General features: G+C 60.8%; 25 protein-coding genes and 1 riboswitch. Of the genes, 9 read left to right on the plus strand and 16 right to left on the minus strand.

Features of this window, described 5'->3' with window-relative positions:
* Positions 1–62: 62 nt before the first annotated feature.
* The 3 genes from PL599_RS01165 to PL599_RS01175 all read right to left on the minus strand — a co-directional run bounded on the left by PL599_RS01165 (position 63) and on the right by PL599_RS01175 (position 3,580).
* Positions 63–692, minus strand: a complete 630-nt coding sequence (locus tag PL599_RS01165) for an SGNH/GDSL hydrolase family protein (protein ID WP_269823520.1) — start codon at positions 690–692, stop codon at positions 63–65.
* Between the two features lie 6 nt (positions 693–698).
* Complete coding sequence (locus PL599_RS01170) at positions 699–1,847, minus strand: mandelate racemase family protein (protein WP_077985100.1); 1,149 nt, start codon at positions 1,845–1,847, stop codon at positions 699–701.
* Positions 1,848–2,254: 407 nt separating this feature from the next.
* On the minus strand, positions 2,255–3,580 hold the full coding sequence (locus PL599_RS01175; RefSeq protein WP_269823521.1) for an NAD(P)/FAD-dependent oxidoreductase: 1,326 nt from the start codon (positions 3,578–3,580) through the stop codon (positions 2,255–2,257).
* A gap of 230 nt (positions 3,581–3,810) precedes the next feature.
* Here PL599_RS01175 and PL599_RS01180 point away from each other — a divergent pair, with 230 nt between their 5' ends.
* The gene (locus tag PL599_RS01180) at positions 3,811–4,287 is read left to right on the plus strand and encodes an Lrp/AsnC family transcriptional regulator (protein ID WP_003506856.1); all 477 of its coding nucleotides are present in this window, start codon (positions 3,811–3,813) and stop codon (positions 4,285–4,287) included.
* A gap of 43 nt (positions 4,288–4,330) precedes the next feature.
* Here PL599_RS01180 and PL599_RS01185 read toward each other — a convergent pair whose 3' ends face one another.
* The 7 genes from PL599_RS01185 to PL599_RS01215 form a co-directional block, all read right to left on the minus strand.
* Entirely contained in the window at positions 4,331–5,986 is a 1,656-nt protein-coding gene (locus PL599_RS01185) for an ABC transporter ATP-binding protein (protein ID WP_269823522.1), read from the minus strand.
* A complete protein-coding gene (locus tag PL599_RS01190) occupies positions 5,986–6,837 on the minus strand; it encodes an ABC transporter permease (RefSeq protein ID WP_077985097.1) in 852 nt (283 codons plus the stop codon). Before PL599_RS01190 ends, PL599_RS01185 begins: the two co-directional genes overlap by 1 nt.
* Positions 6,837–7,787, minus strand: a complete 951-nt coding sequence (locus PL599_RS01195) for an ABC transporter permease (RefSeq protein ID WP_077985096.1) — start codon at positions 7,785–7,787, stop codon at positions 6,837–6,839. The genes PL599_RS01190 and PL599_RS01195 overlap by 1 nt, the downstream gene beginning before the upstream one ends.
* Before the next feature lie 91 nt (positions 7,788–7,878).
* Positions 7,879–9,489 carry an ABC transporter substrate-binding protein gene (locus tag PL599_RS01200; protein WP_137411543.1) on the minus strand — a complete coding sequence of 537 codons (1,611 nt, stop codon included), beginning with the start codon at positions 9,487–9,489 and terminating at the stop codon, positions 7,879–7,881.
* Positions 9,490–9,582: 93 nt separating this feature from the next.
* Positions 9,583–10,296 carry an HAD-IA family hydrolase gene (locus PL599_RS01205; RefSeq protein ID WP_269823523.1) on the minus strand — a complete coding sequence of 238 codons (714 nt, stop codon included), beginning with the start codon at positions 10,294–10,296 and terminating at the stop codon, positions 9,583–9,585.
* 256 nt (positions 10,297–10,552) lie between these two features.
* Positions 10,553–11,926 carry an aspartate aminotransferase family protein gene (locus tag PL599_RS01210; protein ID WP_269823524.1) on the minus strand — a complete coding sequence of 458 codons (1,374 nt, stop codon included), beginning with the start codon at positions 11,924–11,926 and terminating at the stop codon, positions 10,553–10,555.
* Between the two features lie 15 nt (positions 11,927–11,941).
* Entirely contained in the window at positions 11,942–12,778 is an 837-nt protein-coding gene (locus tag PL599_RS01215; protein WP_077985093.1) for a GNAT family N-acetyltransferase, read from the minus strand.
* Here PL599_RS01215 and PL599_RS01220 point away from each other — a divergent pair.
* The 3 genes from PL599_RS01220 to PL599_RS01230 are packed head-to-tail and all read left to right on the plus strand — an operon-like array spanning position 12,743 to position 15,057.
* On the plus strand, positions 12,743–13,102 hold the full coding sequence (locus tag PL599_RS01220) for a hypothetical protein (protein WP_269823583.1): 360 nt from the start codon (positions 12,743–12,745) through the stop codon (positions 13,100–13,102). The genes PL599_RS01215 and PL599_RS01220 overlap by 36 nt on opposite strands.
* Positions 13,099–13,767 carry a haloacid dehalogenase type II gene (locus tag PL599_RS01225; RefSeq protein WP_269823525.1) on the plus strand — a complete coding sequence of 223 codons (669 nt, stop codon included), beginning with the start codon at positions 13,099–13,101 and terminating at the stop codon, positions 13,765–13,767. Before PL599_RS01220 ends, PL599_RS01225 begins: the two co-directional genes overlap by 4 nt.
* Before the next feature lie 15 nt (positions 13,768–13,782).
* Positions 13,783–15,057, plus strand: coding sequence for an NAD(P)/FAD-dependent oxidoreductase (locus PL599_RS01230; RefSeq protein WP_269823526.1), 1,275 nt, complete (start codon positions 13,783–13,785; stop codon positions 15,055–15,057).
* Positions 15,058–15,150: 93 nt separating this feature from the next.
* On the opposite strand, the gene PL599_RS01235 is transcribed toward PL599_RS01230, so the two are convergent.
* From PL599_RS01235 to argE, 6 genes are all read right to left on the minus strand, one after another.
* Complete coding sequence (locus PL599_RS01235) at positions 15,151–16,608, minus strand: NAD-dependent succinate-semialdehyde dehydrogenase (RefSeq protein WP_269823527.1); 1,458 nt, start codon at positions 16,606–16,608, stop codon at positions 15,151–15,153.
* A 15-nt stretch (positions 16,609–16,623) separates the two neighbouring features.
* A complete protein-coding gene (locus PL599_RS01240) occupies positions 16,624–17,667 on the minus strand; it encodes a tartrate dehydrogenase (protein ID WP_269823528.1) in 1,044 nt (347 codons plus the stop codon).
* 13 nt (positions 17,668–17,680) lie between these two features.
* Positions 17,681–19,144: an aldehyde dehydrogenase family protein gene (locus PL599_RS01245; protein WP_269823529.1), complete on the minus strand. Its 1,464-nt coding sequence runs from the start codon at positions 19,142–19,144 to the stop codon at positions 17,681–17,683.
* A 189-nt stretch (positions 19,145–19,333) separates the two neighbouring features.
* The gene (locus tag PL599_RS01250) at positions 19,334–19,690 is read right to left on the minus strand and encodes a cupin domain-containing protein (protein ID WP_137411552.1); all 357 of its coding nucleotides are present in this window, start codon (positions 19,688–19,690) and stop codon (positions 19,334–19,336) included.
* Between the two features lie 27 nt (positions 19,691–19,717).
* Positions 19,718–20,641 carry a 2-hydroxyacid dehydrogenase gene (locus PL599_RS01255; protein ID WP_077985087.1) on the minus strand — a complete coding sequence of 308 codons (924 nt, stop codon included), beginning with the start codon at positions 20,639–20,641 and terminating at the stop codon, positions 19,718–19,720.
* Between the two features lie 23 nt (positions 20,642–20,664).
* A complete protein-coding gene (gene argE / locus PL599_RS01260; protein WP_269823530.1) occupies positions 20,665–21,789 on the minus strand; it encodes an acetylornithine deacetylase in 1,125 nt (374 codons plus the stop codon).
* 203 nt (positions 21,790–21,992) lie between these two features.
* Between argE and PL599_RS01265 the strand changes: the two genes are divergently transcribed.
* The 5 genes from PL599_RS01265 to PL599_RS01285 all read left to right on the plus strand — a co-directional run bounded on the left by PL599_RS01265 (position 21,993) and on the right by PL599_RS01285 (position 26,633).
* Positions 21,993–22,871, plus strand: a complete 879-nt coding sequence (locus PL599_RS01265; protein WP_269823531.1) for a GNAT family N-acetyltransferase — start codon at positions 21,993–21,995, stop codon at positions 22,869–22,871.
* A gap of 39 nt (positions 22,872–22,910) precedes the next feature.
* Positions 22,911–23,145: riboswitch (cobalamin riboswitch) on the plus strand.
* 158 nt (positions 23,146–23,303) lie between these two features.
* A complete protein-coding gene (locus PL599_RS01270) occupies positions 23,304–24,335 on the plus strand; it encodes an ABC transporter substrate-binding protein (protein WP_269823532.1) in 1,032 nt (343 codons plus the stop codon).
* Positions 24,332–25,360, plus strand: coding sequence for a FecCD family ABC transporter permease (locus PL599_RS01275; protein ID WP_269823533.1), 1,029 nt, complete (start codon positions 24,332–24,334; stop codon positions 25,358–25,360). The genes PL599_RS01270 and PL599_RS01275 overlap by 4 nt, the downstream gene beginning before the upstream one ends.
* Positions 25,357–26,157, plus strand: coding sequence for an ABC transporter ATP-binding protein (locus PL599_RS01280; RefSeq protein WP_269823534.1), 801 nt, complete (start codon positions 25,357–25,359; stop codon positions 26,155–26,157). The genes PL599_RS01275 and PL599_RS01280 overlap by 4 nt, the downstream gene beginning before the upstream one ends.
* Positions 26,154–26,633, plus strand: coding sequence for a pseudoazurin (locus tag PL599_RS01285; RefSeq protein WP_077985081.1), 480 nt, complete (start codon positions 26,154–26,156; stop codon positions 26,631–26,633). Before PL599_RS01280 ends, PL599_RS01285 begins: the two co-directional genes overlap by 4 nt.
* Positions 26,634–26,641: the final 8 nt, after the last annotated feature.

Consider the following 26,641-nt stretch of genomic DNA (forward strand, 5'->3'; position numbering starts at 1 on the left):
GGTTCATACGGCCTTTCCACGTTTTGATCCACGCGCCTGGTTCCTCCACAGGTGTCGCTTGATCAGCCAAGAATCTCTCTGACCTGAGCTGCGAGCGCCCGGCCGATTGCGGTCGTTGCCGGCGCATCCAGATGCACGCCATCCACAGGTGAGGCGCTGGCAACCGACCCGGCATCGAAGAAGGCGTGCCCCAGTTCGGCGGCGAGTTTGCGGTAAAGCGGCGCAAGCCTGAGGGATTGCCCGATATCCCGCCCGCCCGCCGGCTCTTCGCCAGGACCTGCAACGCAGGGCGGGGGGGCGACGATCAGCAGTTTCGGCACGGCCTCGCGCGGTTTGTAGATGAAGGTCTCGACGATCTGCGCCAGTCGCCGCATACCGGAAACCGCGGCTTCCGCCCGTCCGCCATGCACCGGTTTGATGTCGTTCGTGCCGAGCATGATGATAACGAGATCGAGCGGCATATGGCAGGAAAGCGCGACTTCAAGCGCCCGCGCGCCATTGCGGCAGGCGGGGCCGGTATGATCGTCATAACAGGTGGTGCGCCCGCCAAGGCCCTCGGGGTAAACCTTCGCCTTTCCCGCGAGCTCTGCCTCCAGTACCTCCGGCCAGCGGTGTTCGGCCGGGTGCCGGAGGCCCGTTGCCGGGTTTGCGCCCCAGGTGAGGCTGTCTCCAAAGGCGAGCACGGTTTTCATCGCCCGTTACCTCACCCGGTTGTTGTCGATGAAGGTAAAATCGATGTCCTCGCCAAGGCCCGGCCGATCAGGGACATGCACAAAGCCGTCGCGGTCCATCGGGTCGGACAGCGACTTCAGATAATCGTGGCCGTCATCGTATTCGAGGAAGGGATGCAACAGGCCGCGCTCATACCAGCGGCAATTCTTGGTGGCGGCGACAACATGCAGGTTCATGGCTGTGTTGCCATGCACCTCGCATTCCATGCCGAAAGCCTCGGCCAGATGCATGGTCTTCAGCGCCGGGGTGATACCGCCGACATCGTTGACGCCAGTGCGCAGAATATCGCAGGCACCGGCCTTGATCCATTCGGCGCGATGCCAATGCTTGCCGGCCGCACTTTCCGGGCCGACGACCGGAATATCGAGATTATCGGAAAGCCATTTGTAGGAGGACAGCGATTGCTCATCCATCGGCTCCTCGATCCAGTCGAAGCCGAGTTTTTCGAGGCCACGGCCCAGCGCCAGCGCGTCGGTGCGGGAATACCAGTGGAAGGCGTCGATCATCAGGCGAATATCGGGGCCGACCGCCTCACGCACGGCCGCGCAGGCCTTGAGGTCCATCTTCACATCCGGCGCCCAGCTGACGGGCGGCATCCAGGTGTGCAGCTTGATGCCCTTGTAGCCGCGCTTCACCAGCGTTTCGGCAAAACGGCCGTAATCTTCCGGCGTCGCCAGCCCGCCATCCAGCTCGTCGCCGCACATGATGGAGCCATAGGCCAGCACCTTGTCGCGATAGCTGCCGATCAACTTGTATACAGGTTGATTGAGCGAGCGGCCGGCAAGGTCCCAGAGCGCGCAATCCACCACCGCCAGCGTACGGTCAGTCAGCTGTGCGGCTGAGCCACGCTGCCAGTGGGCAAGGTCCTGCCACAGCCGTTCCCGGTCGCGATGATCCTCACCAATCAGGACTTTCTTGACGAATTTTTCGATGACATGGGGGCGAACGATCTCCGGCGCGGTGAAGGAATGACCTTCCTGACCATCTTCCGTGCGGATGGTCAGCATGGCCTGTTCCACCTGATGCGCCGGACCCGGATGTGCGTGACCGGCACTGTCCGAGTGCCGACGGGTCGTCGTGCGGAAAACACGGACCTCGACGTCGGTGATGATCATAATTCCTCCCTCATGCCGGTATGGCAGCGTTTGCGGTTGCTGCAATGTCATACATGTATGCGTTATTTGTCAACATGTACGATAATCTGTATTACATGTTGGTGCGGAAAATCAAGGCCATTTGCGCACGCTGTTTCACAGGAAATCGGTGAAACTTGGCTCATGAGGGAGGTTTTGCGTCTTGGTGGAAGAAAATCTGGCGGGGCGCATGAGCGCGGCCTGTGCCGAATGGCAGCTACCTCGGCTTGGATGATCTTTCGCGCCGGGTGATGGCGTGCGCATTCTCGGTGCAAATGGTGCGGAAGCCTCCGGCCGGCTTGCCGCCGTCGCGCTCCTTGAGGATCAAGGCGTGAAGCCATCCCGCAACTGACCGGCGCGAATGTGCGTCGCATCCCACCAAGGGAGGGTCAGAAATCCGCGACCTTGCCCCAGGACGAACCAAGGAAACGGCTGGGGTGATAGGGCGTGGGATCGACGATCGGGCTCGAGCCTGTCACAATATCGGCGATCAGATGGCCGGCGCCCGGTCCGATGCCGAAACCATGCCCACTGAAACCGGCGGCGAGAATGAAGCCGGGCAATTCGCTGGTTTCGCCAATGGCGGGCACGCCGTCGGGCGTGCTGTCAATGAAGCCGGCCCAGGCGGCGGAAATCTGCGTTTTGCCCAGGGCGGGCAGAAGCTCCAGCGCCCTTCTATGGGTCTCGCGGATGGCGGCGGCATTGGGTTTCGGGTCGAGAATACGCACCCGCTCCATGGGTGTCGGCGCATCGAGGCGCCAGTGCTTCAGGGTCTCGTGGCCACCGCGAATGCCCTCCAACCCGCCTGGCCGCAGGCTTCGCCAGCGCTTGAGGAACATCGGGATGAATTCTCGGGCAAACCGCATCTGCTGCGCCGTCGGGTCAATGCGTCCCAGCCCGCTGATGGCGAGTGTGTAACCGCCGTTTTTTCTCTTCGTTGCCGAAACGGCGGCGGTGTGCAGTGCATCCGGCAGGCCTTCAGCACCTGGTGCGACCGACAGGATGGAGGAGCGGACGGACGCCTGCGGGAAACGAATTCCGAGCTGTCGGCAAAAGGACGACGCCCAGGCCCCGCCGGACATGATGGCGGTTTTGGTGCGGATCGTGCCTTTTTCGGTGACGACGGCGCTGACCCGGCCGCTTTCCGTCTCAAGCCCGCGTGCGGCGCAATTCTGATGCACCGTGCCGCCCAGCTTGATGATGGCACGCGCCACGGCGGGTGCTGCCATGGAAGGATCGGCCGTGCCGTCGGTCGGCGAAAACACGCCGCCCTTCCAGCGCTTTCCCGTGGATCGGCCACGTTCGCTCGCCTCATCGGCGCTCAGCATATGGGTCGTCACGCCTGCGGTAATGGCAAAGTCGCGCCAGCGTGCCCAGCCGGCAAGTTCGGCCTCATTGTCGCTCAGGTAAAACAGCCCGCAACGGCGAAAACCCGTTTCCTCGCCGCTCTCTGCACCAAACTCTTCCCAGAGCGACAGGCTCTTGGTGGAAATCGGCAATTCGCGGGCATCTCGGTTCTGCTGGCGGCACCAGCCCCAGTTGCGGCTGGATTGCTCCGCCCCGATCAGACCCTTTTCGACCAGCGCCACTTTCAGGCCGCGTCGGGCAAGATAATAGGCGGCGAAGACACCGACGATGCCGCCGCCGATAATGACGGCGTCTGCGGATGTCGGCAGTTCCGGCGATGTCGTGATCTGTTGCAGCGGGGCGGGCATGGTCGGACTCCTTATATTCGTCCTAATTTACCCTAGCTGACGTGTAAACGCTGCCAGACTGGGCCTATTGCCGGAATCTCCTGCTGTTGGGTGACGCCTCTGCAACTCTTTATGCTGCATCAAAAAAATATCCCCACGTCGACAGGGCTCGCCCATGTGGTAAGATTTCCTTTGCCGCGCCAGAATTTTATGCCGCGTGTTCAAAAAACACAAAAGGGGTTCCGCACGTGATGAAACTTGATCGGATCGATATCAAGATCCTCTACGAATTGCAGAAAAACGGTCGCATCACCAATGTCGAGCTGGCGGAGCTTGTCAATCTGTCGCCAAGCCCCTGCCTGATGCGCGTGAAGAAGCTGCAGGCGGAAGGTTATATCGAGGGTTATTCCGCGCAGATCAACATCAACAAGCTCGGCCAGACACTGACGGTATTTACGGAAATCACGCTCAAGAACCATCGCCAGATCGATTTCGCCCGCTTCCTCGGCGTTGTCGAAAAGATCGACCAGGTGGTGGAATGCCACCTCGTTTCGGGCGGTTACGACTATCTGCTGAAATTCGTCACCTCTGGCATCGTTGAATATCAGTCGATCATGGAGCGGCTGACCGATATGGATGTGGGCATCGACAAATATTTCAGCTTCGTGGTGCTGAAATCGCCGATCATCAAATCGCATATGCCGCTGACCAGCCTGTTTCCGCTTTGAGCCGTGAGAAAACGGCCCTTTGCAGGGCCGTATCATTCCATTCTCACCTTTTCGAAAAAGCCCGCACCAGCTCCGCATCCTGCTGAAGATTGTCGAGCCATGTCGGGTCGAGTTTCGGCACCGAGGAGAACAGCAGTTTCGAATAGGGGTGGGAGGGCGATTTGATCGCTTCGGTTTCCAGATGCTCCACCTTCTGCCCGCCATACATCACGACGATCTCGTCGCAGATGGTTTCCACCACCGAAAGATCGTGGCTGATGAAGATATAGGAGAGGTTCAGCTCCCGCTGCAGTTCTCCGAGAAGATCGATGATTGCGGCCGCAACCACGGTATCGAGGGCCGAGGTGATTTCATCGCAGATGATAAGCGAGGGCTCGGCGGCAAGTGCGCGGGCGAAATTGACGCGTTGTTTCTGCCCGCCGGAAAGGCCGGAAGGGTGGCGGTGGCGGACCGAGCGCGGCAGCTTCACCATATCGAGAAGCTCATCGATCCGGGCGTCGCGCGCCTTACCTTTCATGCCGTGATAGAAGGTCAGCGGCCGGCCGAGAATATCCTCGATGGGTTTCGACGGGTTGAGTGCGGTATCGGCATATTGGAACACGATCTGCATACGGCGTAGCTGGTCGCCGGTTCGACGCCGTGCATCCGCATCCAGTTCCCGGCCTTCGAAGATGACATGGCCGCCGGCCGCCGGCAGAATGCCGGCAATGGCGCGCGCCAGCGTCGATTTTCCGCAGCCGGACTCGCCGATGATGCCGAGATTGCGACCGGGATAGACCGAAAGGCTGACGCTATCCACCGCACGCACCAGCGGCACCTTGTCTCCGCCCTTCGTTCCGTAGCCGGCGATCAGGTTTTCGATATCCAGTAGCGGCGTTGCCTGCTCCGGTTTGGCGGGTGTGATGACGCGCGCCTTGTCATGAAAGGCGGTCAGCAGTTCCTTCGTATAGGGATGCCGGGCATTTTCGAGGATATCCGTGGTCGTACCGGTTTCCTGAACCTCGCCGCCTTTCAGCACAACGATCCGGTCGGCGATCTGGGCGACGACGGCGAGATCGTGCGAGACATAAACGCCGCCGATGCCGTTCTCGCGCATTGCCGATTTGAAGGCGCGCAGAACCTCTATCTGGGTCGTGACGTCGAGCGCGGTGGTCGGCTCGTCGAAGATGACCAGCTTCGGATTGCCGATCAGTGCCATGGCGGCGGAGAGGCGCTGAAGCTGGCCGCCGGACACCTGATGCGGGTAGCGCTCGCCGATGGTTTCGGGGTTGGGCAACGACAGCGCCTTGAAAAGTTCTACCGCCCGTCTGCGCGCCTCCTGCGGCGGCATCAGATGGTGGATGCGGGTGACTTCGATGACCTGATCGATGATCTTCTGCGCCGGGTTGAAAGCGGCGGCCGCGCTTTGGGGCACATAGGTCACTTTTGTGCCGCGGACTTTGGCGCGTTCGGTTTCGGAAAGCTGCACCATGTCTTGGCCCGCCACCTTGACGCTGCCGCCGGAAATACGGCAGCCCGGCCGGGCATAGCCCATCAGGCTCAGCGCGATGGTGGTCTTGCCGGAACCGCTTTCGCCGATCAGTGCGACGATTTCGCCATCGGCGATGTCGATGTCCACACCCTTGATGATGTCGATGCGACGGCCAGAATCGGTGGTGGCCTCGACTTTCAGTCCACGGATTTCAACAAGATTGCTCATTATTCGCTCCTGTCGCGGATTTTCTGCGGCAGATTGTCGATCAGCAGGTTGACGCTGATCGTCAGGCTGGCAATGGCCAGCGACGGGAAGATGACGGCGGGGGCCGCAAACGGCAGGCCGCCGATGTTCTCACGCACCAGCGCGCCCCAGTCCGCATTCGGCGGCTGAAGGCCGAGGCCGAGGAAGGAGAGGCCCGATAGAAGCAGCACGATGAACACGAAGCGCACGCCGAGATCGGCCAGTACGGGCCGGACGATGTTCGGCAGGATCTCCGAGCCGATGAGGTAGAACAGGCTTTCACCGCGCACCCGGGCGACCGTGACGAAATCCATGGTGTTGACATTGACGGCCAGCGCTCGCGCGAAACGATAGGCGCCCGGCGTGTAGATGACCGAGAGCGTGATGATCAGCACCGGTATGGAAGAGCCGACGGCGGCGACGACCACGAGGCCGAAAAGCTTGCTCGGAATGGAGTTCACCGCATCGAGAAACCGGCTGAGTGCTGCATCGAACCAGCCGCCGATGACGGCGGCGCACATGCCGAGCAAAACGCCGGAGGTGCAGGCGATGGTGACGGCTGCGAGCGATATGCCGACCGTGAAACGCGCGCCCATGAGAATGCGGGAAAATACGTCACGGCCGAGATAATCGGAACCGAGCCAGAGATCGGATGTCATCGGCCCGAAATAATCGAGATCGACGATTTCACCGACCGGATGCGGAATGAGATAGGGCGCGAAGATTGCGACCATGGCCCAGAAAAAAATGACGAGAAAGCCGAAAACGCCGACTGCGTTGATCTTGTAGCCCAAACGCGAGGTCCCCGAAGTTGTTTTGATATTGTCGGCCATCAGCGCAGCCTCGGATTGGACATGATGGCGATGATATCCGCCGTCGTGATGAGGAGGAGATAACCGACGCAGAAGATCATCGCGCAGCTTTGGATCAACGGCAGGTCGCGGGTGGCGACGCCATCGACCATCAACTTGGCGATACCAGGATAATTGAAGATCGTCTCGACGATGATGACGCCGCCGACGAGATAGGAGAGCGACAGGGCCACCGCATTGACGATGGGGCCGAGCGCATTGGGAAGCGCATGGCGAAGCACGATGCGCATCCGCGGCGCACCCTTCAAAAGCGCCATTTCCACGTAGGGCGTATCCAGCGTCTCGATCACGGCGGCGCGACTCATGCGGATCATCTGTGCGGAAACGACGAAGGTCAGCGTGATGACTGGCATTGCATAGACCCGCAGCACATCGAAAAGCGTGTGAACTTCGCTCACCAGCGACAGCGCCGGCAGCCATTTCAGATAGACGGCGAAAAGTAGCACGGCGAGTGTGGCGATCATGAATTCCGGCACCGAGATGACGCCGATGGTCAGCACGGTGACGGCCCGGTCATAAAGCGTTCCGCGCAGCATGGCGGAACTGATGCCGAGGGTCAGCGCCAGCGGCACGGCGATGACGGTGGTAATGCCGGCGAGCTTCATGGAGTTGACGAAGCGCGGACCGATGAGATCGGCAATCGCCATGTTGTTGGCGTAGGACGTGCCGAGTTCACCCTGCAGCAGGCCCAGAAGCCAGCGCACGAAACGCAGCAGGGCCGGATCGTCGAGATGCATGGCGGTGCGCAGGCCGGCCACGGCTTCCGGCGTGGCCGCTTGGCCAAGAAGGATCGTCGCCGTATCCCCGGGCAGCAGGCTGGTGGCCGAAAAGACGATAAACGACACGATAAGCAGCGTCGTCAGCATGACGACCAGCCGCCTGGCGATAAGGGACATTATTTGGCTGTTCATTCCATATGCTCCTGCGACCGACCCTTATTGTGGAGGCTTCCCGCATCGGCGGAAAGGTCGCCGGGCAGTTTATGCCCGGCTCCGTGGTCTATCAGGCTTCGAGCCAGACGTATTCCGCAAAGGCGTAACCCATCATGCCACCCAGCGGATTGGCTTCCAGACCCTTCAGCTTGGAAGAGATGGCGTCCACATTCGATATATAGGCGGGGATGATGGTGCCGGCTTCATCGGCGATCATTCTTTCCATCTCGAAGTAAATCTGCTTGCGTTTCTCGATATCGAGCATGCCGCGTGCTTCAAGCATCATCTTGTCGAATTTCGGCGACTTGTACTGGCTCTCATTCCACGGCGCGTCGGAGGCATAAAGCAGCGAGAACAGAATATCCGGCGTCGGGCGCGGGTTGATGTTGCCGAAGTGGATCGGCGCCTTCAGCCAGTAGTTGCTCCAATAGCCATCCGATGGCACGCGTTGAACGTCCAGCTTGACGCCGATCTGCGCCGCGGAAGCCTGCATGATCATCGCCATGTCGACAGAGGAGCCCGCAGCATCCGATGCGATGACCGGAATGGACTGACCGATGACGCCGGCTTTTTCGAAATGGAACTTGGCCTTGTCCAGATCGAAGGCCCTCGGTTTGAGGTCCGGGTTATGATACGGGCTCATTGGCGGAACCGGCTGGTCGTTGCCGACTTCACCGAGGCCGCGCAGCGCCGCCTTGACGATCTGCTCGCGATTGATCAGCGATTTCATGCCCGCGACAAAGTCTGTTTTGTTGCCCGGTGATTGATCAAGCCGAATGTTGAGGTTGGTATAATTACCCGATGTCGTCTTGGACAGCACGACACCTTCCTGCTTGTCGAGCAGGCGGAGCGCGCGGGGGTTGATGGCGGCAGCAAGCTGGATGTCGCCGGAAATAAGAGCATTGACGCGGGCATTGTCGTCCGAAATCGCCATGAATTCGAAACTGTCGATGTGTGGGCCGCCGGACTTCCAGTAATTGGTGTTCTTGGCCATGATCGAACGCACGCCCGGCTCGAACTTTTCGAGCTTGAAGGCGCCGGTGCCGTTGCCCTTGGAGAAATCCGTGGTGCCATCGGCAACGATCATGAAATGGTGCAGGGCCAGAATGGACGGCAGGTCGGCGTTCGGGTTCGCCAGCGTGATTTCGACCGTGCTCTTGTCGAGAGCCTTGAAGCCGGTCATCTGGGCGGCGATCTTGGCGACCTTGGAGCCGACGGCCGGATCGAGATGGCGCTTCAGCGAATAGACCACGTCGTCGGCGGTCAGCGCCTTGCCGTCATGGAAGGTGACGCCGGAACGCAGCTTCACGGTCCAGGTCTTGGCATCCTTCGTCTCGATGGCTTCGGCCAACTCCATCTGTGGCGTGCCCGAAGCATCGAGGAAGCTCAGGCGGTTATAGAGCGCGCAGCAACGGACATAGTCCGTCGAAAGCGAGGCTTTCGCCGGATCGAGCGTATCGGCTGTGGAGGAGGACCAGCCGGCGGCTTTCAGCGTGCCGCCGGAGACCGGCGTTGCGGCCACGGCATTTGAGGCGCGACCAAGAATGGCCGAACCGGCGGAAAGGGCGACGCCGCCCGCCAGCAGCATGTGAAGCAGCTCACGCCGCGTTGCGCCGCGCCGGATGGCCTGTTCAACGGCGGCATCGTCGGAACGGGTCCAGTTTGTAATCCTGTCACTCATGGTCTTCCCCTTTTGTATGATTTGTTGAAATGCGTCTGAATGAATTTCCGGCATGCCGCATCCCAGTTCGCGGCGCGCCATTGGCGGGGCGGCTTAGCCGCCCGTCTGTCTCAATGCTTCGGCAAGGCCGGCCATCGAGGTGAAGTGGTAGTCCGGCTCGGTAAAGTTTTCCGGCTCTATCGTTCCGCCATATCCCTTCTGGGCGTGGCGGCGTTCGATCCAGCAATTGGTCATGCCCAGTTTCCGGGAAATGCCGATATCGTGATACTGGCTTTGCGCAACGTGCAGAATGTCGTCCTTCGATGCGCCCTCGCTTTCCACAAAGGCGAAGACCTTTTCGAAGAAAGCGGGATTTGGCTTTTCGGTGCCGGTGTCATCCGCCGTGAAAGCGGCATGAAAAGGATTGCCGAGTTCCTGCGAGAAATATTCGAAGGCCCAGCGCTGGGCGTTGGTCATGGCGATGAGGCGATGCGTCTTGGCAAGCTCGGCCATGGCGGCGCGGCTGTCTTCAAAGCCTTTCCAGCTTTTTGCCGCATCGCGCAGGCGCTCACCGAATGCGCGTTCCGCCGGCAGGCCGAGTTCGGGAGCGATGATCAGGTACACCCGCACGAGGTCATCCGGAAACAGGTCGGTCGCGTCGGAATAACGGGCCGCACGGTAAAGCGCGAGCGCCTTTTCACCATCGACTTCCACGCCGTTTTCCGCGCCGATTGCGGTCAGCGTCGATTTCAGGCCGCCTTCGAAATCGATGAGGGTCCCCACCACGTCGAAGCTCATATATTTGAAGTCGCTCAGTTTTTTGGGCAATGTCGGTCTCCGCTTTGCCGCCTCGGTCTCCTGGGGAGACTGCGGCAGATTATTCTGTTCCCGGACGGGGTCCTTGCCCCGTTCCCATTTGCGATTACGCCCTTTTTTATGGCGTTTATTGCCGTTTGCATTAATAGTTTGGCACTTTTGGCGCGCCGGATTCGCCGAAATGGAATAGCTCTTCGGCAGAATATTGCGAATATGCGGTGCGTTGCGACATTTCGAGAGGGTGGCGCAACGCCTCCCGGCTATAGCCTCAGGCCATGGCGGCCCGCACCGCGGGGTCTTCGAGCGTCTGATCGAGGGTCTTCAGCGTCCGCTCGATGATGGCGTCGATCTCGCTGTCGGTGCAGCAGAGCGGCGGCGCGTAACCCAGAATACCGTTCGCAAAGGCACGCACGATCAGGCCGTTTTCCCAAGCGCGGTCGAAAACTTTTCGCGCGGGGGCGGCCGCGGTCGGCAAGGGCGTCTTCCTGTCCTTGTCTGTCACGAGTTCGAGGGCGGCGAGCATGCCGCGCCCGCGGACATCGCCGACCAGCGGATGGCTTGTCAGGCTCTCAAGCCCGGCCATCAGCCTTTGGCCGGCGCGGCGGCCGTTTTCCAGCAGCCCGCCCTCGTAAAGTTTCAGCACTTCGAGACCGACGGCGGCGCTGACGGGATGGGCGGAATAGGTGTAGCCGTGCCCGATTGCGGCCTCGCCTGCGAAGTCGGCTATTGTATCATAGACGTGGTCCGCCATGAAGACGGCGCCCATCGGCACGTAGCCGGAGGTGAGGCCCTTGGCGGTGGTGATGAAGTCCGGCACGATATCCTCGTCAGCGCAGGCAAACAGCGGCCCCGTCCGGCCAAAGCCGGTGATGACCTCGTCGGCGACGAAGAGGATGCCATAGGACCGGCAGAGGTCGCGCATGGCCTTGATCCAGCCGGGAGGCGGTACGAGAACCCCGCCGGAACCCTGGATCGGTTCCGCATAGAAGGCGGCGACACGGTCCGGACCGATCGTCTCGATCTTGTCCTTCAGGATTTGCAGGGAGGATGCGATGATGGCGGCCGGGTCGCTTCCCACCGGGTTACGGTAGGCGTAGTGCGACGGGATTTTGTGCTGCCAGTCGTAGGGCACGCCGAAACCCGCGTGGAAAGCGGGTAGCGCAGTGAGGCCGGAGCCGGCGGTGGTGGAGCCGTGATACCCCTGTTCGATGGAAATGAACTGGTCGCGCTGCGGCTGACCTTTGGCATGCCAGTAATACCGGATGAACCGGATGGTGCTGTCCACCGCATCGGAGCCGCCAAGCGTGAAATAGACGTGATTGAGATCGCCCGGCGCGCGGTCGGCAAGTTCCGAGGCAAGCCGGATCGCCGGTTCGCTGCCAATGTCGAAATAGGCGGTGGCATAGGGCAATTCACGCATCTGCTTTGCCGCCGCTTCAACGATGCTGTCATGGCCATAACCGGCATTGACGCACCACAAGCCGGCAAAGCCGTCGATGAGCCGATGGCCGGTGATATCGGTGACGGTGGCGCCGCTTGCCGATTGCAGCACCCGCACGCCCAGCTTCTCGTGGCCGCGGAAGGAGGAGACAGGGTGCACCAGATGGGCGCGATCCAGTTCGATCAGTGAATTGCTTAACATGTGGTCTCTCCGGATTCAGCCGAGTGCCTGGCTGGTCAATGCGAATGTCTTGAATTGTTTGTCGGCTGAGATGTCGGCTTTCGGCCGGCGCATGGCGATGCCGCCGCCCACATGGGCAAGGCCGTGTTCGGCAAGCCAGGGGGCAAGACCCGTATCGACCGTGGTGTCCAAACGCAGGAATTCACCGGCTCGTTCGGAAATGACGAAAGCAATCAAATCTTTCGCAATTTCAACATTTTCCGCCACGACGGGGCCGATGACTTCGCCACGTCCGAAGGCGCGCAGGGCGGCAAAACCCTTGGTGACGCCTTGCTCCTGCACGAGTGCAAAGCGCGCCCTCTCTGCAAGCTCTACAAATAGGTTGCCTCGATCTGCACCAAAGGCCTGCGCATCAATCACTGCAAGTTCGGCTGGCTCAACCCTGTCTGCCCATGCAACGCCAGCCGGTTTGTCGGTGGCGAGTGGAACACCCTGATACTGAAGCACCTGGCCGCAGGCAACAAAGCCCATTTTTTCGTAGAGCGGCAGCCCGTCGGACGTCGCCGTCAGACGGCATTCCCGATTTTCTGCTGCTGCCAGCGCCGCCTGCATCAACTGACGGCCGACGCCGCGGCCACGCATCGCCTCATCGACGATCACCATATTCACCGTGGCACAACTGTCGCCGAGCAGGCTCGCCATTGCGGTCCCGACGACGCGGCCGTTCTCAACGGCGACGAAACCCTTGCTGATGGAAAGGACCATGGCCCAGTCCTCTTTCCGGTGCGGCCATCCGGCCTGGCGGGAAAGTTCAACGGCCGCGTCGAGGTGGTCCGGTTGAAACGTTTGGATATCGATCAGGCTCGCCTGCATGCCGGTACTCCCTTGTTCTGCTTATTCATTGATAGACCGATGCCGAAAGAAGATTGTCCCGACAAATGGGAAGGTTCGATATGTTTCGCTGTTGCTTTTATCCGCCGCCGCATCTTATGCCGCGTCTTGTTCGCATCGGCCCGGAGCGCCGGAGAGGGGGAGCTGCCAGCCCGCCCCGGCGCAACTCTCTGCCAAACTGGCGGCTGGATACGCAACAATCTGCTTCCGCGAACAGCAATTGCGGTGCGCCGATCGGACAAAGGCATCTATGATCTGATTATTGCAGCCACCACCAATCCCCAAGCAAGGATGACGACGAGATGACAATCTTCCGCCCGAAATACATCACTTTCGATTGCTACGGCACGCTCATTCATTTCCAGATGGCAGAGGCTGCCCGCGATCTCTACGGTGATCGTCTGGGAGAAGCGGAGATGGAGGAATTCATCAAGAATTTTTCCGCCTATCGTCTGGATGAGGTCATGCATGACTGGAAGCCCTACGCAGAGGTCGTTCACAATGCTCTGTCGCGCACCTGCAAGCGCAATGGTGTCGCTTTCAAGGACGAGGATGCGGAAATGGTCTACGAGCGGGTTCCGACCTGGGGGCCGCATGCGGACGTTCCGGCAGGTCTTTCAAAGGTCGCCAAGGAGATTCCGCTGGTCATTCTGTCCAACGCCATGAACTCACAGATCATGTCGAATGTTGCAAAACTCGGCGCACCGTTCCATGCCGTCTATACTGCCGAACAGGCACAGGCCTACAAACCGCATTTCAAGGCGTTCGAATATATGTTCGACATGCTCGGTTGCGGCCCGGAGGACATCCTGCATGTGTCGTCCTCCTTCCGCTACGATCTGATGTCGGCGCACGATCTCGGCATCAAGAACAAGGTCTGGGTCAACCGTGGCCATGAACCTGCAAACCCCTATTACGGTTACACGGAAATTGCCGATATTTCCGGCCTTGCTGGTGTTGTCGGACTGTAAGAGAGGACATTGATCATGAAGCTCGTCTCCTATTGGCACGACACGGCGCCCCTCTTTGCGGGGGCGGCGCAAGGTCCTGTCGAAGGCCATTATGATGTGGCCGTCATCGGTGGCGGCTTCACGGGTCTCGGTGCCGCGCGCCAGCTTGTGAAAGCCGGTGCGCGCGTCGTCGTTCTGGAAGGGCAGCGCGTGGGCTGGGGCGCTTCGGGCCGCAACGGTGGCCATCTCAACAATGGCCTTGCCCATTCCTATCTCTCCGCCAAGGTGGAACTCGGCAAGGAGCGGGCCATCGCGCTCTACCAGGCGCTCGATTCCTCCATCGATACGCTGGAGGCGCTGATTGCGGAGGAGGGGATCGAGTGCAATTTCCGGCGCGCCGGAAAGCTGAAAATGGCGTCGAAACCACAGCATTTCGAAGGACTTGCTCGGAATTTCGAAGCCGTTCACGCCGAGGTCGATCCTGATACGGCGCTTTTGTCCGCCGCTGATCTGAAGGCGGAAATCGGCTCGCCTTTCTACGGCGCGATGCTCTCTAAAAAAAGCGCCATGATGCATATGGGCCGTTATGTCGCCGGTCTTGCCGAAGCCGCCAGCCGGCATGGCGCGGTGATCTTCGAAAATGCTGCCGTGACGAAGCATACTCAGAACGGCAAGCTCCATGAGCTGGAAACCCCGCGCGGCAAGGTGACGGCCGACAATGTTCTGGTCGCGACCGGTGCCTATACGCCTTCCGGCTTTGGTTATTTCCGCCGCCGCATCATCGCGGTCGGCAGTTTCATCATCGCCACGCGGCCGCTGACGGATGCCGAGATCAAGGCTTCGGTTCCGGGCAACCGAACCTACGTCAACACCATGAATATCGGCAATTATTTCCGTCTGGCGCCGGACAATCGCTTGATTTTCGGCGGCCGCGCCCGTTTTTCCGCGACATCGGACCAGCGTTCCGACGCCAAGAGCGGTGCGATCCTGACTGAAAGCCTGCATCGCATCTTCCCGCAGCTTGCCCATGTGCCGATCGATTATTGCTGGGGCGGACTGGTCGATATGACCAAGGACCGTTATCCGCGCGCCGGTTTTCATGACGGTGTCTGGTACGCCATGGGCTATTCCGGCCATGGCGCACAGCTTTCCACCCATCTCGGTATGATCATGGCTGACGCCATTCTGGGACGGCCGGACAGGAACCCGCTAAAAGGGCTGGATTGGCCGGCGGTGCCGGGGCACTTCGGAAAGCCCTGGTTCCTGCCGCTGGTAGGCTATTATTACAAGATGCTCGACACGTTTCGATAATTCAAGAGCGGCCTCCGGGCCGCTTTTTTGCTGCGTCTGCAAAAAAGAAGGGCCGCAAAGCGACCCTTTAGGCGGGGAGAAAACAAGTGGGCGTCAGGCAAGCCCACCGATATGAAAGGCCTTGGTCTCCAGATATTCCTCGATACCGATCTGCGCGCCCTCGCGGCCGAGGCCGGATTGCTTGACGCCGCCGAAGGGGGCGACCTCGGTGGAGATCAACCCGGTATTGAGGCCGACCATGCCGAATTCCAGCGCCTCACCCACGCGCCAGGCGCGCTTGAGGTTCTCGGTGTAAAAATAGGCGGCAAGGCCAAAGGGTGTTCCATTGGCGATGGCGAGCGCCTCTTCTTCCGTCTCGAAGCGGAAGAGCGGAGCGACCGGTCCGAAAGTCTCCTCGCTCGCCAGCTGCATCGCCGTCGTTGCGCCCGTCAGCACCACGGGCGCTGTATATTGCGGACCATCAGGCAGATTGTGCGGCTTGGTGATGATCGTGGCACCCTTGGAGACGGCGTCATCGATATGGGCGCGGATTTTCGCGATGGCCTGTTGGTTGATCATCGGTCCAATGGAGACGCCCGCTTCCGTTCCGGGGCCAACGCGCATGGCGTCGACGCGATCCGCCAGCTTCTTCGCAAAGGCGTCATAAACGCCAGACTGCACCATAATCCGGTTGGCGCAGACGCAGGTCTGGCCACCATTGCGGAATTTCGAAACCAGCGCACCTTCAACGGCGAGATCGAGATCGGCATCGTCAAAAACGATGAAAGGCGCATTGCCGCCGAGTTCCAGCGACAGCCGTTTGATGCTTTCCGCAGCACCGCGCATCAACAGCGAACCGACGCGGGTGGAACCGGTGAAGGAAATTTTCCGAACCGTCTCGTTGGCCATTATTTCATTGCCGATATCAGTCGGCATGCCGGTGACGATGTTGATGACGCCTGCGGGGATGCCCGCCCGTTCGGCGAGCACGCCAAGCGCCAAGGCCGAATAGGGTGTGAATTCCGAAGGCTTGATAACGACGGTGCAGCCGGTGGCGAGTGCCGGCGCGACCTTGCGGGTGATCATCGCATTCGGGAAATTCCATGGCGTGATGATGCCGCAGACGCCGACCGGCTCTTTCAGCACCACGATGCGTCTGTCTGGCGTCGGTGAGGGGATGGTGCCGCCGCCGATGCGCCGGGCCTCTTCGGCAAACCATTTGACGAAGGATGCGCCGTAGCGGATTTCTCCCTTGGCCTCATCAAGCGGTTTTCCCTGTTCGGTGGTCAGGATCAGGCCGAGATCGTCGATATTCTCGATCATCAGCGCAAACCATTTTTCCAGAAGGGCGGCGCGCTCCGCATGGGTCTTTTTCTTCCATGGACCGAAGGCCGCGTTGGCAGCCTCGATTGCCGCGCGGGTTTCCGCGCCGCCCATATCAGGCACGGTGCCGATAACCGCCTGTGTCGCCGGATCGATGACATCCACCACCTTGCCCGATGCTGCCGCCTTCCATGCGCCACCGATCAAGCCCGTCTGGCGAAAGAGTTCCTTGTCCTTCAAGCCCTGCATCATAAGTCTCCGAAATCAGGCGAGTGCCGCGAGAACCGCGGCTGTGATGGTGTCCGTCTTGTCCTTGCCCGGCACGGTACCGATGCCGCGAGCGGTCGCCGTTTCCAGCGCCGTCATGATCCCTGCTGCCGCATCCTTTTCGTCAAGATGCTCCAGCATCATCGCGCCGGACCAGATGGCGGCAATGGGGTTGGCGATGCCGAGATGGGCGATATCAGGGGCGGAACCGTGCACCGGCTCGAACATCGAGGGCGCGCTGCGGTCGGGATTGATATTGGCGGAGGCGGCAAAACCCAGACCGCCCTGAATGGCCGCGCCGAGATCGGTCAGAATGTCTCCGAAGAGGTTGGAGGCGACCACGACATCGAGACTTTCCGGCGCCATCACCATGCGCGCCGCCATGGCATCGATGTGGTAGCTCGTGACCTCGACATCTGGATACTCCGCCGCGAGCTTGTGGGTCACCTCGTCCCAGAACACCATCGAATATTTCTGGGCATTGGACTTGGTGATGGATGCGAGCTTGCCGCGACGTTTTTGCGCCTGTTCGAAACCGAAGCGCAGGATGCGCTCCACGCCCTTGCGGGTGAAGATCGACGTTTCGACAGCCACCTCGTCGTCCGTGCCCTGATGCACGCGGCCGCCAGCGCCGGAATATTCGCCTTCCGTGTTTTCGCGGATGCAGAGAATATCGAAGCCGTCCGCCTTCAAGGGCCCTTGCACGCCGGGCAGCAACCGGTGCGGGCGGATATTGGCATATTGCACGAAAGCCTTGCGGATCGGCAGCAGTAGACCGTGCAGCGACACCGAGTCAGGCACTTCCGCCGGCCAGCCGACCGCGCCGAGCATGATGGCGTCGAAGCCGCGCAGCGTTTCGATGCCGTCCTTCGGCATCATCGCCCCGGTTTCCTTGTAGAAGGCGCAGGACCAGGGGAATTCGGTTCCTTCGAGCGCAAAACCGGAGGTTTTGGCGACGGCATTGAGGACCTGCCACGCCGCGTCCGTCACGCTTTGGCCGATGCCGTCCCCGGGAATGAGTGCGATGCGATGCGTTTTCAAGAGAATTCCCCTGTTACAGTCCGATAAGGACGCTTTTGCTCTTGCGGTTGGCGAGATAGGCTTCCCGACCGAGATCCTTGCCGATGCCGGAGCGTTTGTAGCCACCGGTCGGCAAGATGTGATCGCGCGAACGCCCGTAGCGATTAACCCAGATCGTTCCGGCCTGGATGGCGCGAGACAATCGCAGGACACGCGAGACGTCTCGGCTGAAAAGACCCGCCGCCAGACCGTAGGTCGGATGATCGGCAAGCGCCAGAGCCTCTTCTTCCGTGCGGAAGGTCTGTAGTGTCAGCACCGGCCCGAAGATTTCCTCGGTGACGGCAGGGGAGGTCTGGTCGACATTGGCGATCAGCGTCGGCTGATAGAAATAGCCGGGGCCATCCATCACTGCGCCACCCGTCAGGCATTCGCCGCCATGGGCGACCGCCGCCTGCACGATGCCATTGATGCGCTTGCGCTGCACCTCGGAGATGATCGGGGAATATTGCGTCGTCTCATCCCAGGTCGGGCCGGGCCTCACCGTTTTCATGCGGGCGATGATCGCGGCGCAAAGGGCGTCGGCCGCACTTTCCTCAACGATGATGCGCGAGCCGGCGACACAGGCCTGTCCCGCATTGGAAAGAATATTGCCGGCGATCGCTGCTGCCGCCTTTTCAATATCGGCATCGGCAAAGACCAGCTGCGGGCTTTTGCCGCCGAGTTCCAGCGTCATGGGCTTGATGCCGGTGCGGGCGACATTGGCCATGATGGCGGCACCGGCGGCGGTCGAGCCGGTGAAGCTGACCTTGGAAATCTCGGGATGGCCGGTGATGGCGTTGCCCGTCACGGGCCCGTCGCCGAGTACGATGTTGATGAGGCCGGCGGGCAGGCCGGCCTTGATGGCCAGTTCAGCCATGAAAATGCTGGAGAAAGGCGTCATTTCCGATGGTTTCAGCACCACGGCATTGCCGGCCGCGAGCGCCGGGCCGAGTTTCCAGCCCGCCATGGAGACGGGGAAATTCCAAGGGGTAATCGCGCCGACCACGCCATAGGGTTCGGTCATGATCATGCCGAGGCTCGTATCGTCGGTCGGCACGAGATCGCCGCCTTCCTTGTCGGCAAATTCGGCAAAGAAGCGGATCTGCTCGGCGGTCACGGCAATGTCCCCGGCAATCAGTTGGCCCACCGGCCGCGTGGAGGACAAGGCTTCGATCTTTGCCAGCGTCTCAGCTTCTTGCTCGATCAGGTCGGCCCAGCGCTGCAGAACCTTCGTGCGTTCGCGCGGGCGCACGCCACCCCAGTTGCTGCTTTTCAGCGCGGCCTTGGCGGTCTGCACCGCTTCATCGACCAGCGCGGCATCCGCCCTGGGGCAGCCGCCATATTCGACGCCGTCCGACGGGCGATGCATGTCGATGCCGTTTTGAGCCGGGATCAGCCGGCCGCCGATGAAATGGCCGATCGGCAAGGACAGGCTGTCTGGATCGAAGCTGAGCGTCATGGGAAACCCTCTGTGGACATGCCTCAAACCTAGCCCCTGATGGCAAGCAGCATCGGCCGACTCTGGCGGGGGCGGTGAACGAAAATCCTGTTTTGCCGCCGGCGGACAGCGCAATCTTCGGTGCGTATGTCCGCCGGCATTTTCCCGGCACAAACCCTCACGGGCGATGCCGGAATGCAGGATCTCAGCTCATCCGTTCACGGTGACGTAAATCTTGCGCACGGTCTCGATGGTCTTCCACACGCCGACGAAACCCGGCTTCATGACGAAGCTGTCGCCCGCCGTATAACGCAGCGGCGCGCCGCCCTCCGGCGTGATTTCGATGACGCCTTCGAGAATATGGCAGAATTCGAAGGTCTCGCCCTTGATGGATCGGGTTTCGCCCGGGGTGGCTTCCCAGATGCCGGTGTGGACGGTGCCGTTGCGGGCTTCGTCCAGCGCCCAGGTCTTGAAGGCCGGGTCGCCGGCGATGAGGCGTTCAGGCAGGGCCTTGGAGGCCTTGGGTTCGAAGGCGGGATTGGTGTCTATTGTCTTGAGAAGCGGCATGGGTGTCCTTTCCTGGAACGGTGTGGGTTAGTATCCGCGGTTACGATCAACGAGGCCGAGCGGCTCGAGACCGGACTGGTATCGTTTGATGTTCTCGACAACGGTGCGCGCTGCCGAATGCGGCTGGGTGACGCTGGCGATATGCGGCGTCAGGAGAATTTTCGGATGGGTCCAGAAGGCATGGTTTTCCGGAAGCGGTTCCGGATCGGTGACGTCAATCATCGCGCCCGAAAGCAAGCCCCGATCCAGCGCATCGATAAGGGCGTCGTGGTCGAGCTGTTTGCCGCGCCCGGCATGAACCAGCCCCGCGCCCTCGGGCAGCATCGCCAGACGTTCGCCGTTCAAAAGCCCGGTGGTCTCTTCGGTCAGCGGTAGCAAGCAAACGAGAATATCGCTTGTCGAGAGGATGGTGGCCAATCCGGTTTCCCCATGATGGCAGGTCACGCCGTCGATCTCGCGCGGTGAGCGGCTCCAGCCAGAAAGCGGAAATCCGAAGGGTTTCAGCTGTTCCAGCGCCGCAACGCCCAGCATGCCGAGGCCGAGAACGCCCACCCGGCACTCTTCCGCCTGACGCTGCGGCAGGGCCTTCCAGAGTTGCTGGCGCTGCTGCTTCAAATAAACCGGCAGGTTGCGGTGAAGCGCCAGCACACCGAGGCTCACATATTCTTGCATCATGCGGATGATGCCGTCATCCACCATGCGCACGACTTTTACATGCGCAGGGACGGCTTCGATGTGGAACTGATCGACGCCAGCACCGATGGAAAACAGGATTTCGAGATTGCGGTAGCGGCCGATATCATCAGGTACAGTCCAGGTGATGAGGTATCGAACCGCATCCGGATCAACGCTGGCTGCATCCATCGAAAAAGGCAGTTCCGGCAGGTCGCGGGCCAGAGCCTGCCGGAAAATCTCGCCGCGCTTCGCGTCGGAATTGAAGAAGAAAGTCATCTGAAATCCGTGGTTCCGAAGGTTTAAACCGTGCAGCGGTTCGCCAGTGTTTCCAGCATTGACTGGCAAGCCGACAGTTCACCGACCGTTATGAATTCGTTCGGCTTGTGGGCGCGGCCGATATCGCCCGGGCCGCAGATGATAGCGTCGATGCCAGTTGCCTGAAAAAGCCCGGCCTCCGTGCCGTAGCTGACGGCGGCGATGCATGGCGCGTCGGTCAATTCTTCCAGAAGCTTCACGAGCGGTGCATTGGCGGCAAGGGACAGCGCCGGATAATCGCTCATCGGCGTCCATTCAATGTCGATGCCCTCGGCGGCAAGCGCTTCGACGCCGTCGCGCACCGGCTGGAGCAGAGCCACCGGCGATACCCCGGCAATTGCCCGCGCTTCCAGTTCGATGGCGCAGAGATCGGGGATGATATTGATCGCCTGTCCGCCTTTCACCGTGCCGATCTGCAGGGAGGAATAGGGCGGCTCGAACGTCGCTTCGAAGGGCCCCTCCGTGAGAGCCCGTGCGGTCTCGACCGCCTTTGCCATGATGCCGGTCATCAGATGAATGGCGTTCACGCCCTGATCCGGCCGTGAGGAATGGCCGGAGCGGCCGCGAATGGTGATGCGAGCAGCGGCCTTGCCCTTGTGGGCGCGCACGGCGCGCAGATTGCTCGGTTCGCCGATGATCGCGCCCGCCGGTTTTGCGCATAGTTCCGGCAATCGGGCGATCATGTGCGGCACGCCGCGACAGCCCGCCTCCTCGTCATAGGAAAAGGCAATATGCACGGGCCGCTTCAACGCCATGCGCGAAAATGCCGGTGCAGCGGCGAGAACCGTGGCAAGAAAACCTTTCATGTCCGTGGTTCCGCGCCCGTAAAGACGCTCGCCTTCGGCTCTCAGCGTGAAGGGATCGGAGGACCATTCCGGCTCACCGGCAGGCACCACATCCATATGGCCGGATAGGATGTATCCGGCGACATCAGCCGGGCCGAAGCTCGCGAAGAGATTGGCGCGGTCGCCCTCCGGGCCGGCAAGCAGCGATACTTTCGCGCCGTGGCTTTCCAGATAATCGGCGATCCATCCGGCGATATCGCCATTGGCGGTTCCGACGACCGATGGGAAGCCGACAAGACGCTCCAGAATGTCGATTGCGTTCATGGCTGTCTCCGTCGCTTCAACGCCGAAAAGCTTAGAGCGGCCTGCGGCGTTTATCTGCTGAAATAGGGGTGATTTCAGTAGATTGTTGTGTCCTTCCAGCGCTTTCGGAAAAATCCTGCCGGCAAGGCTGGTTATCTTCGGATGTCGTGGGCTGGGTTGCCGGGATCAAGGTTCCGCGCCGGAGGAAATGAGAGCCGTTTGTCATGGAGCTGCTCAAGGTCGATAGTTTCGAGTTGCGAACCGTGGATATCGCCGATGTGGAGGCCGATCATCTGCACGCCCTCTCCATGGCTGTCGGATGGCGATATCACGCGAATGAATGGTGTTTCCTGCGTCAATGTGGCGTCGGTCTTGCCGCGCTTGACGAAATCGACCGCGTTTTCGCAACTGCGATGTTGTTTCGCTATGATGAGGGTTTTTCGACGCTCGGCATGGTCATCGTTTCGCCGCGCCTTCAGGGGCAGGGCGTGGCACCATGGCTGGTGCGGCTGCTTCTGGCGAAATTCCCTGCCATATCCCTGAGGCTCAACGCCACGGACGAGTCGAGGCGGTTGTTTGCCGGGCTGGGTTTTGCCGGAGAGACGGAAAAAGTACATCTCCTTCGGGGCAAGGCGCGCTGCCTTGCCGAGATGCCGGCGCTCGGAAGAAAACAGAGGATCGAGCCACTTACGGAGGACCATTTGTCCGCTGTTGCGGATCTGGATGAGACGGCTTTCGGTGTCTCGCGCCGGCGCGTCCTGCAGCGTCTCCTGCGGGAAGACACGGGTTATGGCCTGTTTGAGGCGGATCGTCTTGAGGCATTTGCATTGCGACGCGCAGCGGGGCGGGGCCATATTGTCGGCCCGGTCGTTGCGGGCGACGAGACGGCGGCCATCGCGCTGGTCAGGCGGCATTTTTCCGATTTGGGCGGTCAGCTTGTCCGTCTTGATGCCGTGCGTGACAGCGGTCTTCTGACCGACTTCCTGGCGCAATCCGGGCTGGTGGTGATCGAAACGCTCACCACCATGTCGAAAGGCGCGCCGCAACCGGCAGGCTGCGGTTCCGCAATGATTTTCGCCCTGGCAGGCTCGTCTTTGTGCTGAGCTGCGGCACTATCGCAATTGACGCCCCGCTTCTTGCCCCTTATGTGAGAAAGCGACGGTTCCTGCAGCCGAAAGGCGAAGGGATTAATAGGGAACATGGTGCGGGCGATCTTTTTCGCCCAATGCCGTGGCTGCCCCCGCAACTGTAAGCGGATTGTCGTTCATCCCCGTGACGCTTCAAGGCGTCATGCCACTGTATTTTTCGGAATGCGGGAAGGCAGATGAGAGACGCAAATCCGTGAGCCAGGAGACCTGCCGTCAAAATATGAACCATCGTTACGGGCGGGGAAGCCCGGAGGAGGATTTTGTAATGTTATTTCATAACATTTCGTTTGCGTCCTATTACCGTTCTCCGTACAAGACGTCCCGCTGTTGCTGCGCGTTCTGACGCCTGCTGCTCTGGAATAAGTTTTACTTTCGACTGGAGAACACATGTTTCATTCTAGACGCCTGCCGGTTCACGCCGGCTTTCTGGCCACCGTGCTTTCGGTTTTGCCTGTGGTCGGCGCCAATGCTGCCGAAACCACCTATCCCCTGACAATCAACAGCTGCGGTCAGGAGATCACCTTCAAGCAGGCGCCCGCCCGCACCGTTTCCGTTGGCCAGAGCACGACAGAGGTTCTTTACCTGCTTGGCGTTGCGGACAAGGTCGTCGGCACGGCGCTGTGGATCGGTCCGGTTCTGAAGGGCTACGAGGAGGCCAATGCCAAGGTCGAGCGACTGGCCGATAATGATCCGAGCTTCGAGGCGGTCGTCGGCAAGAAGCCGGACCTTGTCACGACGCAGTTCCAGTGGCAGATCGGTCCCGAGGGTGTTGTCGGAACGCCGGCGCAATTCGCCGAACTCGGTATTCCCGTCTATACCTCGCCTGCCGATTGCGTCGGCAAGGACAATTCCGGCGGCGGTGATGGTGTGCGCAACACCGGCTTCACCATGGAGTTGATCTATCAGGAAGTCCGCGACCTCGCCAAAATCTTCGACGTGCAGGACCGAGGTGAAGAGGTCGTTGCCGACCTGAAGAAGCGTGAAGAAGCCGCCCGCGCCAAGATCGCCTCAGCCAATGGCAAGCTTTCCGCCGTCTTCTGGTTCTCGAGCGCCGAGCTGGATATCGATCCCTATGTCGCAGGTCGCAATGGCGCTCCCGGCTACATCATGTCCGCGCTGGGGTTAAAGAACGTCATCGAAAGCGATGAAGAATGGCCGACCGTCGGCTGGGAAACCATCGCCAAATCCAATCCGTCGATCATCGTCGCCGGCAAGATGGATCGCCGCCGTTTCCCCGCCGACGACATCGCCGTCAAGTTGAAGTTCCTCGCCACCGATCCCGTGGCCAGCATCATGCCCGCCGTCAAGGAAGGTCATGTGTTCGAGATGGATGCGCAGGCGATGAACCCGACCATTCGAACCATCGAAGGTATTGAAACGCTGGCCGAGGCGATTTCGGCCGCTGGCCTCGCCAAGTGAACCGTCTCACCACGCATCTTGGTAGGGCGGGGCTGGCATTTGCCGCGCTCGCCCTGCTGCTCGTCGCGCTGATGGCCGGGGCGGCCATCGGCGAGACTGCCATCCCTTTGGATGTTGTAGCAAAGACGATTGCCAACCGCGTTTTCCATGCGGGTTATCCGCTTGAACCGCTGGATGAAGGCATCGTCTGGAGTTACCGCCTCAGCCGCGCCGTTGTTGCTGCCTGCTGCGGGGCGTCGCTGGCGCTCGCCGGGGCAGTGCTGCAATCTCTTTTACGCAATCCGCTTGCCGATCCCTATATTCTCGGAATTTCTGCCGGTGCCTCCACCGGTGCCGTCGCCGTGGCGCTTCTGGGCTTCGGCGCGGGCTTTCTGACGATGCCGGCGGGCGCACTCATCGGCGCTTTTGTCGCTTTTTCGCTGGTCAGCCTTCTGGCCGTGCGGGCGGGGCATGGCAACAGCGCCATCATTCTGGCGGGCGTTGCCGGTTCGCAGCTGTTCAACGCCATGACCTCCTTCATCGTCACCAAATCCGCCAATGCCGAACAGGCGCGCGGTATCATGTTCTGGCTGCTCGGCAATCTTTCCGGCGTGCGCTGGCCGGATGTCTGGCTGGCGCTACCGGTCAGCCTTGCGGGCCTTATCGTTTGTCTCTGGTACGCGCGGGCGCTCGATGCCTTCGCCTTCGGCGGTCAGGCCGCAGCCTCGCTCGGCATTCCGGTGCGCTGGGTCTATACCGTGCTGATCTCGGTTTCGGCGATCATGACGGCTGCGATGGTGTCGCTGGTCGGCTCCATCGGCTTCGTGGGCCTCGTCATTCCGCATGCTGCGCGCATCTTCGTCGGCGTTCGCCATGGTATCTTGCTGCCGGTGACGGCGCTGACCGGCGCGGTTTTCATGATCGTCGCGGATATTCTCTCTCGCATCGTCATTCCGGGCCAGGTGCTGCCCATCGGCGTCATCACCGCGCTCGTCGGCGCGCCCGCCTTTGCCTTCATCCTCGGGCAGAAGAGGAGGCGTTCATGAAACTGTCCGCCCACGACCTGCATTTCCACGCCGGCAATATCGACATCGTGCGCGGCGTTTCACTCGATGTCGGTTCCAGTGAGTTTCTCGGTGTCATCGGACCGAACGGTTCCGGCAAAAGCACGCTGCTCTCCATGCTGGCAGGCATTCGCAAGCCGCGCCGGGGTCACGTTACGCTCGGAGATGAACCGCTTGCCTCGCTGGGACGGCGAGACCTTGCCCGCCGGCTCGCCTTCGTTGAGCAGCAGGCTGAAACCACCGAACGCATCACCGCACGACAGGCCGTGGAGCTTGGGCGCACGCCCTACCTCGGGCCGCTTTCCGCCTGGTCGCAGCAGGATGACGCCATCGTTGACGCAGCACTCGCCAATGTGGATATGGCTGATAAGGCGAAGCGCAGCTGGCACCATCTTTCCGGCGGCGAACGGCAGCGCCTGCATATCGCCCGCGCGTTGACGCAGGAGCCGCATATCCTGCTTCTGGACGAGCCGACCAACCATCTCGACATAGGTCACCAGATCGGCCTGCTCGATCTGGTGCGCCGACAGGGCCTGACCGTTGTGGCGGCGCTGCACGACCTCAATCACGCCGCCATGTTCTGTGACCGCGTCGCCATCATGCACCGGGGCGAGATGATCGCGGTCGGTCCGCCGCGCGAGGTGCTGACACCGGCGACAATAGCCGCCGTCTTCGGGGTGGAGTGCGTGGTCACCACGGATGAGGGGGGCTTTTCCCATATTCGTTTTTTGCCGGCCCATGGGCGGGCCGAGCATCCAAGGAAAGTATTGGCACGATGATGACAGTCATTACGTTCGCAAGCTCTGCTGCAAAGGCCAGACGGTTTTGTGCCGCTGCCGCAATTGCCGTTTCGGCCGCAGGGTTTCCCCTTCACGCTTTGGCCGAGACCTTCGAGGTGAAGATGATGAACAGGGGCGAAAAAGGCCCGATGGTGTTCGAGCCCGATTTTCTCGAGATCGCCCCCGGTGACCGCGTGCGCTTCGTGCCGACCCACAAGAGCCACAATGCCGCGACCATTGACGGCATGGTTCCAGAAGGTGTCGAGGGTTTCAAGAGCCGGATCAATGACGAATTTGAGACCGGCTTTGAAAAACCGGGCTTTTACGGCATCAAATGCTCGCCGCATTATGGCATGGGCATGGTCATGCTGATCAAGGTCGGCGAGGCCACCCTGCCGCAGAGCTACCGGACTGTGGACGTGCCCGTCCGGGCAAAGCCAAGGTTCGAGGACCTCTTCGAGCAGGCGGAAAAATAAAGGGATAC

The sequence above is a fragment of the Agrobacterium sp. ST15.16.055 genome, assembly GCF_027956555.1.
Taxonomy (GTDB): Bacteria; Pseudomonadota; Alphaproteobacteria; order Rhizobiales; family Rhizobiaceae; genus Agrobacterium; species Agrobacterium salinitolerans.

Bases quoted from the DNA above. Each gene is read 5' to 3' on its own strand.
- PL599_RS01195 (WP_077985096.1), bottom strand. From the start codon at position 7,787: ATGAACAGCCAAATAATGTCCCTTATCGCCAGGCGGCTGGTCGTCATG.
- PL599_RS01245 (WP_269823529.1), bottom strand. From the start codon at position 19,144: ATGACGCTCAGCTTCGATCCAGACAGCCTGTCCTTGCCGATCGGCCAT.
- PL599_RS01190 (WP_077985097.1), bottom strand. From the start codon at position 6,837: ATGGCCGACAATATCAAAACAACTTCGGGGACCTCGCGTTTGGGCTAC.
- PL599_RS01210 (WP_269823524.1), bottom strand. From the start codon at position 11,926: ATGTTAAGCAATTCACTGATCGAACTGGATCGCGCCCATCTGGTGCAC.
- PL599_RS01250 (WP_137411552.1), bottom strand. From the start codon at position 19,690: ATGCCGCTTCTCAAGACAATAGACACCAATCCCGCCTTCGAACCCAAG.
- PL599_RS01235 (WP_269823527.1), bottom strand. From the start codon at position 16,608: ATGCAGGGCTTGAAGGACAAGGAACTCTTTCGCCAGACGGGCTTGATC.
- PL599_RS01170 (WP_077985100.1), bottom strand. From the start codon at position 1,847: ATGATCATCACCGACGTCGAGGTCCGTGTTTTCCGCACGACGACCCGT.
- argE (WP_269823530.1), bottom strand. From the start codon at position 21,789: ATGAACGCAATCGACATTCTGGAGCGTCTTGTCGGCTTCCCATCGGTC.
- PL599_RS01225 (WP_269823525.1), top strand. From the start codon at position 13,099: ATGACAATCTTCCGCCCGAAATACATCACTTTCGATTGCTACGGCACG.
- PL599_RS01200 (WP_137411543.1), bottom strand. From the start codon at position 9,489: ATGAGTGACAGGATTACAAACTGGACCCGTTCCGACGATGCCGCCGTT.
- PL599_RS01270 (WP_269823532.1), top strand. From the start codon at position 23,304: ATGTTTCATTCTAGACGCCTGCCGGTTCACGCCGGCTTTCTGGCCACC.
- PL599_RS01285 (WP_077985081.1), top strand. From the start codon at position 26,154: ATGATGACAGTCATTACGTTCGCAAGCTCTGCTGCAAAGGCCAGACGG.
- PL599_RS01215 (WP_077985093.1), bottom strand. From the start codon at position 12,778: ATGCAGGCGAGCCTGATCGATATCCAAACGTTTCAACCGGACCACCTC.
- PL599_RS01280 (WP_269823534.1), top strand. From the start codon at position 25,357: ATGAAACTGTCCGCCCACGACCTGCATTTCCACGCCGGCAATATCGAC.
- PL599_RS01230 (WP_269823526.1), top strand. From the start codon at position 13,783: ATGAAGCTCGTCTCCTATTGGCACGACACGGCGCCCCTCTTTGCGGGG.
- PL599_RS01165 (WP_269823520.1), bottom strand. From the start codon at position 692: ATGAAAACCGTGCTCGCCTTTGGAGACAGCCTCACCTGGGGCGCAAAC.
- PL599_RS01255 (WP_077985087.1), bottom strand. From the start codon at position 20,641: ATGACTTTCTTCTTCAATTCCGACGCGAAGCGCGGCGAGATTTTCCGG.
- PL599_RS01265 (WP_269823531.1), top strand. From the start codon at position 21,993: ATGGAGCTGCTCAAGGTCGATAGTTTCGAGTTGCGAACCGTGGATATC.
- PL599_RS01185 (WP_269823522.1), bottom strand. From the start codon at position 5,986: ATGAGCAATCTTGTTGAAATCCGTGGACTGAAAGTCGAGGCCACCACC.
- PL599_RS01175 (WP_269823521.1), bottom strand. From the start codon at position 3,580: ATGCCCGCCCCGCTGCAACAGATCACGACATCGCCGGAACTGCCGACA.
- PL599_RS01180 (WP_003506856.1), top strand. From the start codon at position 3,811: ATGAAACTTGATCGGATCGATATCAAGATCCTCTACGAATTGCAGAAA.